Source organism: Seonamhaeicola sp. S2-3 (assembly GCF_001971785.1).
In the GTDB taxonomy this organism is placed as follows: domain Bacteria; phylum Bacteroidota; class Bacteroidia; order Flavobacteriales; family Flavobacteriaceae; genus Seonamhaeicola.
In genome coordinates, this window is the sequence record NZ_CP019389.1 from 1,120,531 (window position 1) to 1,133,299 (window position 12,769).

At 32.6% G+C, this 12,769-nt stretch carries 9 protein-coding genes; 1 reads left to right on the forward strand and 8 read right to left on the reverse strand.

Annotated elements, in window-relative coordinates; translation table 11 throughout:
* Nucleotides 1-56 precede the first annotated feature (56 nt).
* The 4 genes from BWZ22_RS05320 to BWZ22_RS05335 form a co-directional block, all read right to left on the reverse strand.
* On the reverse strand, nucleotides 57-1,466 hold the full coding sequence (locus BWZ22_RS05320; RefSeq protein WP_076698476.1) for a T9SS type A sorting domain-containing protein: 1,410 nt from the start codon (nucleotides 1,464-1,466) through the stop codon (nucleotides 57-59).
* Nucleotides 1,467-1,613: 147 nt separating this feature from the next.
* Nucleotides 1,614-2,645, reverse strand: coding sequence for an NADP(H)-dependent aldo-keto reductase (locus BWZ22_RS05325; RefSeq protein ID WP_076698477.1), 1,032 nt, complete (start codon nucleotides 2,643-2,645; stop codon nucleotides 1,614-1,616).
* Nucleotides 2,646-2,829: 184 nt separating this feature from the next.
* Nucleotides 2,830-3,789, reverse strand: coding sequence for an OmpA family protein (locus tag BWZ22_RS05330; protein ID WP_076698478.1), 960 nt, complete (start codon nucleotides 3,787-3,789; stop codon nucleotides 2,830-2,832).
* A gap of 31 nt (nucleotides 3,790-3,820) precedes the next feature.
* Nucleotides 3,821-4,585 (reverse strand): exodeoxyribonuclease III, encoded by a 765-nt coding sequence (locus BWZ22_RS05335; protein WP_076698480.1) that lies wholly within the window; start codon nucleotides 4,583-4,585, stop codon nucleotides 3,821-3,823.
* Nucleotides 4,586-4,710: 125 nt separating this feature from the next.
* On the opposite strand from BWZ22_RS05335, the gene BWZ22_RS05340 reads away from it, so the two are divergent.
* Entirely contained in the window at nucleotides 4,711-8,130 is a 3,420-nt protein-coding gene (locus tag BWZ22_RS05340) for a hypothetical protein (RefSeq protein ID WP_076698481.1), read from the forward strand.
* Here BWZ22_RS05340 and BWZ22_RS05345 read toward each other — a convergent pair.
* The 4 genes from BWZ22_RS05345 to BWZ22_RS05360 form a co-directional block, all read right to left on the reverse strand.
* The gene (locus BWZ22_RS05345; protein WP_076698483.1) at nucleotides 8,127-9,026 is read right to left on the reverse strand and encodes a M28 family peptidase; all 900 of its coding nucleotides are present in this window, start codon (nucleotides 9,024-9,026) and stop codon (nucleotides 8,127-8,129) included. The two genes, BWZ22_RS05340 and BWZ22_RS05345, sit on opposite strands and share 4 nt — an antisense overlap.
* 127 nt (nucleotides 9,027-9,153) lie before the next feature.
* Nucleotides 9,154-9,897, reverse strand: a complete 744-nt coding sequence (locus tag BWZ22_RS05350; protein ID WP_076702305.1) for a succinate dehydrogenase/fumarate reductase iron-sulfur subunit — start codon at nucleotides 9,895-9,897, stop codon at nucleotides 9,154-9,156.
* Between the two features lie 22 nt (nucleotides 9,898-9,919).
* The gene (locus tag BWZ22_RS05355; RefSeq protein WP_076698484.1) at nucleotides 9,920-11,935 is read right to left on the reverse strand and encodes a fumarate reductase/succinate dehydrogenase flavoprotein subunit; all 2,016 of its coding nucleotides are present in this window, start codon (nucleotides 11,933-11,935) and stop codon (nucleotides 9,920-9,922) included.
* A 10-nt stretch (nucleotides 11,936-11,945) separates the two neighbouring features.
* Nucleotides 11,946-12,620: a succinate dehydrogenase cytochrome b subunit gene (locus tag BWZ22_RS05360; RefSeq protein ID WP_076698486.1), complete on the reverse strand. Its 675-nt coding sequence runs from the start codon at nucleotides 12,618-12,620 to the stop codon at nucleotides 11,946-11,948.
* Between the last annotated feature and the right edge of the window lie 149 nt (nucleotides 12,621-12,769).

Sequence of the window (12,769 nt, forward strand, 5' to 3'; positions counted from 1 at the left end):
ATAATAAGAAACTATAAAAAGTTAGTGTATATACTCAAAATATATTATGCATAATTTTATTGCTTATGTATTTTATTAATATAATGCTTATTAGAATCTAAATCTAAAGTTTCAACAAAGTAAATACCACTTTCTAAATTTGAAACATTTATTGAGTTTGAATTTGATTTTAATATTACCCTACCATTTACATCATAAATTTTAACAAAGCAATAGTTGCAAAAATTGATGTTTAAAATATTACCAACAGGGTTTGGATATATATATTTTTGTCTTAGTTCACTATCCTTTTTTTTTTGATTTAAAGATTCACAAAATACCGTTAAACTATTAAACCAGTTGAGAGCATAGTTAATTGTAGGAATTAAACAGGTTTCATGCGTCCCAGATGAATTTAAATCAATCCCTACAACATCTGATGATCCTAACGCATTCATTTCATTTGCCGCAACTATTGAATTAAGTGGAGTAACAGACGTATCTCCTCCACAATACAAAAGCCTTATTGGTTCATTAGATACCCAATTATGCACATCGTTTTCTCTTGCTGCTTTTCTAAAAGGATGATTAGATTTATTTTTTATGTTATCTACTACAGAATCTTGCATAAAAGTATATAAATTATTTGGGATTGCAGAGTTCCATTGGTTATTAGAGAATGTACCATCAGATAAATAGTTTCCAATAGTAACATCATATGGACTATCATAATATTCATTTAAATTATTATAAAGGTTTCCATAAACAAATTGATAAGATGCAGCCACATATGGAATATACTGTGATGTATAATACACAGGACTATCATCAAAAATGAAATCCATTTGGGTTTTAGATATGTCTAATGGAGCTGAAAGAGGAGCAGAGGCCACAACGTTAAACTCATCTTTTAAATCATTAACTGTAATATACTTATGCGTAGCCATGGTAGCATGCCCTCCTTGAGAATAACCTGCTAAAAAAAGTTGATTATTGTCACTTATTGACAAACTATTAGCCAAAAATTCTCGGGCAGCCCTAATTAAATCAAGTGAGGCAGTTGCTTCTGATTCCCAATGAATATACGGATGTATTCCTGAGTTTTCACCTAAACCTAAGTAATCTGGCATAGTAGTTATGTAGCCACTTCCTGAAAAAATTAGTCCTTGATAATAGTATTCATTATTAGATGGCACATTATTTTTATCAAATTGGGTTCCATGATGATAAGAAACTATTGGCAACTCATCACACAATCCTTGAGGTACATATAAAGCTCCTGAAGCTACGGTTGGGGTGCCATTAACGTCAACAGTATTATATATAATCTTATAACTTATTACAGCGTTAACATTAGTTATATCCTTATTTATAATAGAAGCCACCTGCTCTTTAGACCTATTAACTATAACCTCTGCACTAATTAAATTTTGAGCTATAGAAAAGCATGAATTAATAAATATTGCTATTAGAACACATACTTTCATAAAACTTTTTTTAGATAACATAAAACGAGTTTATTTACAATTTCTTACTTTTTTTAAGATAAGAGAATATTTTAAATTATACAATACTTGTTATTTTCCAACATTGAAACTTCCTAACAACCACCGTTAAAATAGAAAGATTATTTTTTATGGCGCTGGATTAGGAATACTTTTATGCACTTCATTAATAGCATCTAAAACTTCATTATTTAAAGTAACATTAATACTATCTATATTTTCTTTTAACTGATCTAAATTGGTTGCCCCAATAATATTAGCTGTTACAAAAGGTTGGTGGTTTACAAATGCTAAAGCCATTTGCGCTAACGAAATCTCATTTGCCTCGGCAATTTTTAAATATTGTGTTGCTGCTTTTGTTGCTTCTAACCCGCTATATCTTGAAAATCTAGGAAATAGTTTTAATCTTGCGTTATCTGCTGCTATTCCTTTAATATATTTACCAGATAATACACCAAAAGCCATTGGCGAATATGCCAATAAACCTACTTTTTCTCTTAATGAAACCTCAGCCAAATCGCCTTCAAAAGTTCTGTTAAGAAGAGAATAGGCATTTTGAATGGTTATTATTCTAGGTAAGTTATGCGTTTTAGACTCTTCTAAATAACGCATGGTTCCCCAAGAATTTTCATTAGAAATTCCTACTTGCCTAATTCTTCCTGCTTTAACTTCTTTTTCTAAACTATGAAGAATGTCATTAAAATTATCTTCCCAAGTTGTATCTAATTTATAATCTCTTGTACCAAATCTATTGGTATTTCGCTCTGGCCAATGTAATTGGTATAAATCTATATAATCTGTTTGAAGGCGTTTTAATTCGGCATCAAGTGCTTCTTTAATTGCGTTGCCTTTAAACCCGTTGGTACGGATATGTGCTGTATAATCTCCAGGGCCAGCAATTTTAGATGCTATTACTAGTTGGTCTCTTTTCCCCGATTTCTTTAACCAAGTTCCTATTATTTCACTGGTACGTCCACTTGTTTCTGCATTAGCAGGAACTGGATACAATTCTGCGGTATCAATAAAATTAACGCCTTGATTTGTTGCGTAATCTAGTTGTGCATGTCCTTCGGCTTCGGTGTTTTGATTGCCAAAGGTCATGGTTCCTAAGCATATTTTACTAACTTTTATATTGGTATTTGGGAGTGTTGTGTATTTCATGGTAGATTGTTTGAACTTCTTAAATTATTATATTTCTTAGTGTTTTTAAGGTTAGCAAAGATAAAAAACCGTTAAAAGCCTTTTTAGCTTTTAACGGTTTTTTATGCGTTAGGGATTGAGGCATTTGTTGGAGCTCCTCATAGAGAGCGACTGCCGAAAGCCCGACCCTTGTGGTAACGCCATTTTAATTTTCATTTAACAACTTAGAAAGTTCATCTAATTTAGGTGTTAAAACAACTTCTATTCTTCTGTTTTTTGCTCTTCCTTCGGCGGTATCGTTGGTGGCTATTGGTGCATATTCACCACGTCCTGCTGCTGTTAAATTTTCTGGATTAATAGCGGTATTTTCTCTAAGAATTTTTACAATGGCGGTAGCGCGTTTGGTTGATAAATCCCAATTACCGCTTAATTGCCCGCTACCTTTGTATGGCACATTGTCTGTATGTCCTTCTATTAAAACGGCAATGTCTGGGTTAACGGCAAGCACGTTACCTAATTGCTGTACTGCTCTACGCCCTTCTGCACCTACTGCCCAACTTCCTGAGCCAAATAATAATTTGTTTTCCATAGATACGTAAACCTTTCCGTCTCGCTGCTCTACGGTTAATCCTTTGCCTTCAAAATCTGTTAAAGCTCTAGAAATTGCGTCTTTTAAGGCACTCATTGCAGCATCTTTATCTGCTATAACTTTTTCTAATTCTGCAACTCTGTTTGAGCGATCTTCTAGTTCTTTTTTAAGTTTTTCTAAACGTGCATTTTCTGCTGCTAAGGCTTGTTCTTTTGCTTCTAATTGCGCTAATAATTCTCTGTTTTTTTGTGAGTTTTTAGCAATAGCTGCTGAACTGTTTTTTTCTAATGCATCATAAGACGCTTTTAAATTAGCGTAGTTAGATTTTAATGCATTGTAATCTGACTGTAACTTGTCGCGTTCTGCTACTGTTTCATCATAGGCTGCTTGTAACTGCTTTAACTCATTTTTTGCTGCATTTTTTTCTCTTAAAAGTGCATCGTTAGCATCAGACAGTTTTCTGTTTTCATTTTTTAAATTCTTGTATTTACCCTCTAATTCTTTATAAACTTTGGGAGATACACATGATGTTAAAACTACTAAAGTTAATACTAGTACTGAAAATTTTTTAATCATTAGGTTAGGTTTTGGATTTGACTGTATTTAATTATTTATCTATTTCTAAAAGTATTGGGCAATGATCACTATGAACAGCATCTTGAAGTATAACGGCTCTTTTTATGTTTTCTTGTAAAGGTTGTGCCACCATAGCGTAATCTAATCGCCAACCTTTATTATTTGCACGGGCATTAGCTCTGTAACTCCACCAACTGTATTGTTGTTTGTCTGGATTTAAATAACGGAAAGAATCTATAAAACCACTGTTAATAAAAGCTCCTATCCACTCGCGTTCAACAGGTAAAAATCCTGAAACATTTTTTAACCCCTTAGGATTATGGATGTCTATTTCTTCATGACAAATATTATAATCGCCACAAATAATAAGGTTTGGTATATTTTTTTTAAGCTTGTTTATGTATTCTTGAAACATAGCCATGTACTCTAGTTTATGCTCCAACCTAGCAATATTTGTGCCAGAAGGTAAATATAAACTCATAATTGAAAAATTATTGAAATCTACACGTAAATTGCGGCCTTCAAAGTCCATAGATTCAATACCAGTACCGTATTCAACATGATTGGGTTTTACTTTACTTAAAACAGCTACACCGCTATATCCTTTTTTTTGGGCACTAAACCAATAGTGATAATTGTAACCTGCCTCTTCAAAAATACTTAAGTCTAACTGCTCTTTTAAAGCCTTAATTTCTTGCAAACAAATTACGTCTGGGTTAGCAGCTTTTAACCAATCTATAAACCCTTTATTTACTGCGGCTCTTATACCGTTTACATTGTATGATATGATTTTCATTACTTGATTCTTTGTATTTCAGCTAAATTAAATAATGCATTACTTTTACACTATAGTTTGTTATAGCTTTTATTCATAAAACTATAAACAAAATATTTTAAACTAATTGAAGTTTAAATATCTAAATGAAATACTATTTATCTTTTATACTCTTTGTTTTTAGCTTTTGCATTTTTGCTCAAGAGCAAAACTCAAACTACAAAACAGTTAAAGTTGCTGTAAAGGATTCTATTAAAATTGATAGCGTTAGTATAAATTCTAGTTGGTTTTTTATAAAAACTAAAGAAGATGTTTTGGTTGATTCTTCTTATTATAATATAGATTTCCCCAAGGCATTATTAACATTTAAAAAACCCATAAAAACAGATTCAATAGTAATAAATTATTTAAAATTTCCAGAGTTTTTAACTAGAACCTACCAGCAATTAGATGAGTCTATTATAGTTTCTAATAACAACAATATACAAACACTTTATAAATTATCGCAACCTAATACCAATAATACGTTTATGCCTTTTGATGGCTTAACAACCTCTGGAAGTATATCTAGAGGAGTTACTATAGGAAACAATCAAAACTCTGTTTTAAATAGTGAATTAGACTTACAAATTACAGGCAAACTAAATGATAAAGTATCTCTTAGAGCCTCTATTCAAGACGCTAACATTCCCTTACAAGAAAGTGGTTATAGCCAACGCTTAGATGAATTTGATCAAGTATTTATTGAGCTTTTTAGTGATAATTGGAACATTAGAGCGGGAGATATCGACTTAGAAAACAACCAATCTTACTTTGCAAAATTTTCTAAACGTGTTCAAGGATTATTGGTTAATACCACCTTAGGCAAAGAAAAACAAAACAACCTATTTGCAGCTGGCGCTATTGTTCGTGGTCAATTTACAAGAAGTCAATTTACTGCCCAAGAGGGTAACCAAGGGCCTTATAAACTACAAGGACCCAATGGCGAATTGTATGTTTTGGTAGTTTCTGGTAGTGAAACTGTTTATGTTAATGGTGTTGCTGTAAAACGTGGTGAAGACCAAGATTATATTATTGATTATAATGCTGGAGAAATTATCTTCAACTCAACTTACCCTATAACTTCTGAAATGCGCATTACGGTTGATTATCAATATAGCGAACGGAATTACTCGCGTTTTGTAGCTTATGGCGGTGGTAATTTAAAAAGCGAAAAGTTAAAAATTGGAGTTTCTGTTTTTTCTGAAAGTGATGCTAAAAATCAACCCTTACAACAAAACCTCTCAGACGAGCAAATACAAATTTTAGCCAATGCTGGCGATGATAGCTCGCAAATGGTAGCCCCTTCAGAAGTTAGAGAGTCCTTTACCGAAAATCAAATTTTATATAAAAAAGAGCTTGTTAATGGTGTTGAAGCTTTTGTGTTTTCTAACAATCCAGACGACGAGTTATACCGAGTAACCTTTACCCAAGTTGGGACCAATCTAGGTAGCTATATTTTAAGTGATACAAATGCTATAAACAATATTTACGAATTTGTAGGAGAAAACCAAGGTAATTACGAACCCATTGTACAACTTGTAGCTCCTACCAGATTACAAATTGCAGTTGTTAATGGTAACTACCAACCTAATGAAAAAACTAATATAGATTTTGAGTTTGCGGGTAGCAAGAATGATTTAAATTTATTTTCATCTGCAGATGATAATGACAATAATGGATTTGCAGGAAAATTAAATCTGGAACAACGTTTAATAAAAAAAGACAGTCTTTGGTCTTTAAATGTTTTTGCCAATGCAGACCACGTTCAAGAAAATTTTTCAACTATAGAACGATTGTATAACGCAGAATTTTCTAGAGATTGGAATTTATTGTCATCAGATGAAACTACATCAAGCATTATAGATGGTAACCAAACTTTAATGAATTCGGGCTTAAAACTGTTTCACCCCAAAAAAGGTCTTGTTAATTACCAGTTTGAACATTTAAACTATTCTGATGAGTTTAACGGAAATAGACATGTAGCAAATGCTAATTTATTATTTAATAATCTCAAAATTAACTCTTATTCAAGTTTTTTAAATGCTACATCTAGTACCTACAAATCTACTTTTTTAAGGTCTTACAACACTATTACTTATGGAATGAAAAAAAGTTGGGTTGGTACCAAACTAGCCTTTGAAGATAACCAACAAACTGAGGTTGCTACAAACACATTAACCAATTTAAGTCAAAAATTCAAATCGTATGAGTTATTTGTTGGTATGGGAGATAGCACCAATGTTTTTGTTGAAGTTGGCTATAAAAATAGGGTGAATGATAGTATAAGAGATAACCAACTTAAAAAAGTTAATACATCAAACACATTTTATTTAGACTCTAAGCTAATTCAAAATAAAAACACCAATTTATCGGTATATGCTAACTACCGAGATTTAAAAAGTGAAGATGCAGAAATTGAAGATGAAAAGTCTTTTAATTCAAGGCTTCAATTCAACCAAAAACTTTTTAAAAACATTGTTCAATGGAACACTATTTTTGAAACTAACTCGGGTTCTATAGCTCAACAAGACTTTACTTATGTTGAAGTAGAAGCAGGTCAAGGTTCCTACACTTGGATTGATTATAACGAAAATGGTATTCAGGAATTAGAAGAGTTTGAAATAGCTCAATTTCAAGACCAAGGTAAGTACATAAGAGTTCTATTACCCAACCAAGTTTACATTAAAACGCATCAAAACAGGTTAAGTCAAACCCTAACTATTAACCCCTCACAATGGTCTGTTAGCCAACAAAAAACTAAGAAATTCTGGTCTCATTTCTATAATCAAACAAGTTATTTGATAGATAGAAAAAATGAAAGAGATGGCAATAGTTTTAACCTAAATCCTTTTGATAGCGATGCAAACAATCAATTAGGACTTCAACTTAATTTTAGAAATGTGTTATTTTTTAACAGAGGTCAACAAAAGTACACCACTTCTTATACCTATTTAGAAAACAAAACAAAAAGCGTACTATCTGTTGGTTTTATTGAAAATAATTTAAAAAGTCATCAGCTTAATTTTAATCATAAAATTTCTAACAATTGGCTTGTAACACTACTTTCTGCCATTGAAGATAATGAAAGCATAAGTGAGAATTTTACTAGTAAGAATTATAATTTTGAAGAAACTAGGTTTAGTCCAAAACTATCGTATTTATTTAATGATAACTCTAGCTTTGATGTGTTTTTTCAATATGCCAAAAAGGAAAATATGGTTGCAGATTTTGAAACCTTAAAACAACTAAAATACGGGGCATCTTTTATGTTCTCTAGCAATGCAAAAAGTGCTATTAATGGTGAATTTAATTTCTTTTCTAACACCTTTAATGGTAGTGCAAGCACCCCAGTAGCTTACCAAATGCTAGAAGGTTTACAACCTGGAAAAAACTTTACTTGGACACTTTTGGCTCAAAAAAAACTTACTAAATTTTTAGATTTAAATTTAAGTTACTTTGGAAGAAAAACCGAAACTAGTAAAACCATACATACAGGCTCTGTACAACTAAAAGCTTATTTTTAAAGCGCATCAATTTTATTAAAAACTGAAATAATAACGTTTACAACTTCTACATAAAACTCTGGATGAATGTTTTTAAAATCATCGGTTGGTTCATGATAATCTTCATGATCTTCTACTCCAAAATATAAGAAAGGAATACCTTTTTTATGAAAACTAGCATGGTCTGATGCATATACCCAGCTATCCTTTTCATCATACCCATCATGCCCAATAACTAGGTTAACTTTTTTTGATGTATTACAACAAACTACATTTTTAAATGAACTATATATATTTGATCCTGAAACAAATAATTCATTTTTATCACTCCGGCTAATCATATCCATGTTTATATTAATCTTAATTTTTCTTTTAGAAAAAGAAAGATTATTCACAAAATACAATGAACCTTTCATGTCTAATTCTTCAGCGTCAAAAGCCGCTAATATTACAGAGTGTTGTGGTGGGTGTTTTCTAAAATATTCAGCAAAACTAAACAAAGCACCTAAACCTGAGGCATTGTCATCAGCTCCATTATAAATTACTCCATTTTGAATACCTTCATGATCATAATGAGCACTAATAACAATAATTTTATTGGGTTTGGTAACGCCTTTTATATATCCCAAAACATTAGTCCCTCTGTATTCTTTCTTTCCTTTGGTAAACACAAATGGCTGTTCATAGCTCTTTTTTAAAGGTTTTACCTTTAAGCTATAAAACTGATTAATAATGTATTCTTTTGCTTTAACCGCCCCCTTAGTGCCTGTACGCCTGCCTTCAAATAAATCTGATGAAAGTGCTTCCACATGTCTTAATAATGCTTCTTTACTAAATAAAGTATCGTTTAAATTAGATTGGGCTTGTGAATTTAGAAAAACGAAGTATAAAAGTACTATAATAATTGCTCTAGGCATGTAATAGGTATCTTTAATGAATAATAAAGATACCTATTTTTTAAATTTTAAATTGAAAAAACTGAAAACAAAAAACCCATGCTTTAAAAAAACATGGGCTATATATAAAATTATTACTTTCTTTTACTTACTTAAGAGTTGCTTTTAACAATTCTCTATTCATTCTAGCAATATTATCTAAAGAAATACCTTTAGGACATTCTATTTCGCAAGCTCCAGTATTAGTACAGTTTCCAAAACCTTCTAAATCCATTTGCGCTACCATATTTTTAACGCGGTCTGCAGCTTCTATTTGACCTTGAGGTAATAATGCATATTGCGATACTTTAGCTCCTACAAACAACATAGCAGAAGAGTTTTTACAGGTAGCTACACAAGCACCACAACCAATACAAGTAGCAGCATCCATAGCTTCATCGGCTGCATGCTTAGAAATTGGAATAGCATTAGCATCTTGTGTATTACCAGAAGTATTTACAGATATATAACCTCCCGCTTGTTGTATGCGTTCAAAAGCTGTTCTATCTACAATTAAATCTTTAATTACAGGGAAAGCAGCAGCTCTCCATGGTTCTATGTAAATAGTATCACCATCATTAAACATACGCATATGTAACTGGCATGTGGTAATACCTCTATCTGGACCATGAGCTTCACCATTAATATATAGAGAACACATACCGCAGATACCTTCTCTACAATCATGATCAAAAGCAACAGGTTCTTTTCCTTCTGCAATTAATTGTTCATTCAGAACGTCCATCATTTCTAAGAAAGACATGTGTTCTGAAATATCATTCACCTTGTAAGTTTCCATCTTACCTTTAGATTGGGCATCTTTTTGACGCCATATCTTTAATGTTAGATTCATTCCTTTTCCTGACATAACTCTCTTATTTGTATGAACGTTGTTTTAATTCAATGTCTTTAAATTCTAATTCTTCTTTATGAAGTACCGCATCTGCTGGTTCTCCTTTATATTCCCAAGCAGCAACAAAAGCGAAGTCCTTATCATTACGTTTAGCTTCTCCTTTTTGCTCTCCAGATTCTTCTACAGATTCTTCTCTAAAATGACCACCACATGATTCTTCTCTCATTAAAGCGTCTTTAGCAAATAGCTCTCCTAACTCTAAAAAGTCTGCTACTCTACCAGCTTTTTCTAATTCTGGATTCATTTCATTAGCAGAACCAGGAACTTTTACGTCTTTCCAGAACTCTTCACGAATGGTCTTAATTTCTACCATAGCTTCTTTTAAGCCTTTTTCATTACGTGCCATTCCTACTTTGTCCCACATAACTTTTCCAAGTTTTTTATGGAAATAATCGACCGATTTAGAACCATTATTATTCATGAAGAAATCAATGCGTTCTTTAACTTCTTTTTCTGCTTCTTCAAACTCTGGAGAATCTGTTGGAATTTCACCAGTTCTAATATCATCAGCTAAATAATCTCCTATAGTGTAAGGTAGTATAAAGTAACCATCGGCTAACCCTTGCATTAATGCCGAAGCCCCTAGCCTATTAGCACCGTGATCTGAGAAGTTTGCTTCCCCAATACAGTAACAACCTGGAATGGTTGTCATTAAATTATAATCTACCCAAATACCTCCCATAGTGTAGTGGGTTGCAGGATAAATCATCATAGGTGTTTTATACGGATTCTCATCTACAATTTTCTCGTACATTTGAAATAAGTTTCCGTATTTAGCTTCTACTATTTTCTCACCTAATTCAGTAATTTTTTCTTTTGAAGGATTATCAATCCCGTGTATTTTTGCTTGTTCTTTTCCGTAACGCTCAATGGCCGAAGCAAAATCTAAATAAACTGCTTCTCCTGTAGCATTTACACCGTAACCTGCATCGCAACGTTCTTTAGCAGCTCTGGAAGCTACATCACGAGGCACCAAGTTACCAAAAGCAGGATAACGACGCTCTAAGTAATAATCTCTATCTTCTTCAGCTATTTCAGTTGGCTTTTTTCTGCCTTCTCTAATAGCCATTACATCTTCTTTATGTTTTGGCACCCAAATTCTACCATCGTTACGTAAAGACTCAGACATCAACGTTAATTTAGACTGATAATCTCCTGAACGCGGAATACATGTTGGGTGAATTTGTGTATAACATGGGTTGGCAAAAAACGCACCTTTTTTGTGTATTTTCCAAGCTGCTGTAGCATTAGAGCCCATAGCATTGGTTGAAAGGAAGTATACATTTCCGTAACCTCCTGATGCTATAACCACGGCATGTGCAGAATGACGCTCAATTTCACCAGTTATTAAATTTCTTGCGATAATTCCTCTTGCTTTTCCGTCAACAATTACCACATCTAACATTTCATGGCGGTTATACATTTGTATTTTACCGCGTGCTATCTGCCTGTTCATTGCCGAATAGGCGCCTAACAACAACTGTTGTCCTGTTTGCCCTTTAGCATAAAACGTTCTTGACACTAATACACCACCAAACGAACGATTATCTAAAAGCCCACCATAATCACGTGCAAAAGGAACTCCTTGCGCCACACATTGATCTATGATATTAGCCGAAACTTCTGCTAAACGATATACGTTAGCTTCACGCGAACGATAATCTCCTCCTTTCACTGTATCATAAAATAAACGGTAGGTAGAATCGCCATCTCCTTGGTAATTTTTAGCAGCATTAATACCTCCTTGTGCCGCAATTGAGTGTGCTCTTCTTGGAGAATCTTGATATGCAAATGCTTTTACATTATATCCTAACTCTGCTAAAGTTGCAGCAGCAGAACCACCTGCTAAACCAGTTCCAACTACTATAATATCTATATTACGTTTATTGGCTGGATTTACTAAGTTTATTTTATCTTTATAAGTAGTCCATTTATCTTTAATAGGACCCTCTGGTACTTTTGAATCTAAAACACTCATATTCTAAAAATTAATGGTGATTAAAATAATGATAAACGGCTACAATAATAAAGCCTAATGGAATAACAACAGAATAAATAACAGCAAGTTTTTTATAGAATTGTTTTCTAATTGCTGAAACTCCCATTGATTGAAATGCCGAAGTAAACCCGTGCAACAAATGCAATGCTAATAAAATAAAAGCCACTACGTAAGCACCAACCCTAATTGGGCTTACAAACTTGTGTTGCAACTCGGTGAAGTACCTAAACTCTCCGTTGTGCATTCCGGTCATATCGCCTTGAATGTATTTTACATTTATTTCTGGAATCCAGAAATCAATAAAATGCAATACTAAAAAGGCTAGTATTACCAATCCGCTATAAATCATGTTTCTACTCATCCAAGTAGAATTTGCTGCGCCATTGTTTTTTGCATACGAAACACCTAATGCTTTTCTATTTCTTAGCTCTAAAACAAAACCCATTACAAAATGAAAAACAACCCCGAAAATAAGCACAGGTTGCAACGCAAACTGAACTAGTGGATTGGTTCCCATAAAGTGAGACAACTGGTTAAATAAATCTTCACTAAAAACTGAAGTAATGTTGACTGCTAAATGAATAATTAGGAAAAACATAAGGAAGAATGCAGAAAGCGCCATGGCTACTTTTCTTCCAATCGAAGATTTTAAAAATCCGCTCATTTTTGTTAGTTAATTTAAGATACACAAAGGTAAATTACTATAAATTGATAGGCAATAAGTAATCAAATTAAAATTGTAATTTAGAACAATTTTAAGTAATTATACTTAGAATTAAACAATGATTTTTATCATTTTAAAGTTAAAAAAAT

Coding starts and splice junctions, on each gene's coding strand:
- BWZ22_RS05355 (WP_076698484.1), bottom strand. CDS start 11,935: ATGAGTGTTTTAGATTCAAAAGTACCAGAGGGTCCTATTAAAGATAAA.
- BWZ22_RS05320 (WP_076698476.1), bottom strand. CDS start 1,466: ATGAAAGTATGTGTTCTAATAGCAATATTTATTAATTCATGCTTTTCT.
- BWZ22_RS05335 (WP_076698480.1), bottom strand. CDS start 4,585: ATGAAAATCATATCATACAATGTAAACGGTATAAGAGCCGCAGTAAAT.
- BWZ22_RS05325 (WP_076698477.1), bottom strand. CDS start 2,645: ATGAAATACACAACACTCCCAAATACCAATATAAAAGTTAGTAAAATA.
- BWZ22_RS05340 (WP_076698481.1), top strand. CDS start 4,711: ATGAAATACTATTTATCTTTTATACTCTTTGTTTTTAGCTTTTGCATT.
- BWZ22_RS05350 (WP_076702305.1), bottom strand. CDS start 9,897: ATGAATCTAACATTAAAGATATGGCGTCAAAAAGATGCCCAATCTAAA.
- BWZ22_RS05360 (WP_076698486.1), bottom strand. CDS start 12,620: ATGAGCGGATTTTTAAAATCTTCGATTGGAAGAAAAGTAGCCATGGCG.
- BWZ22_RS05330 (WP_076698478.1), bottom strand. CDS start 3,789: ATGATTAAAAAATTTTCAGTACTAGTATTAACTTTAGTAGTTTTAACA.
- BWZ22_RS05345 (WP_076698483.1), bottom strand. CDS start 9,026: ATGCCTAGAGCAATTATTATAGTACTTTTATACTTCGTTTTTCTAAAT.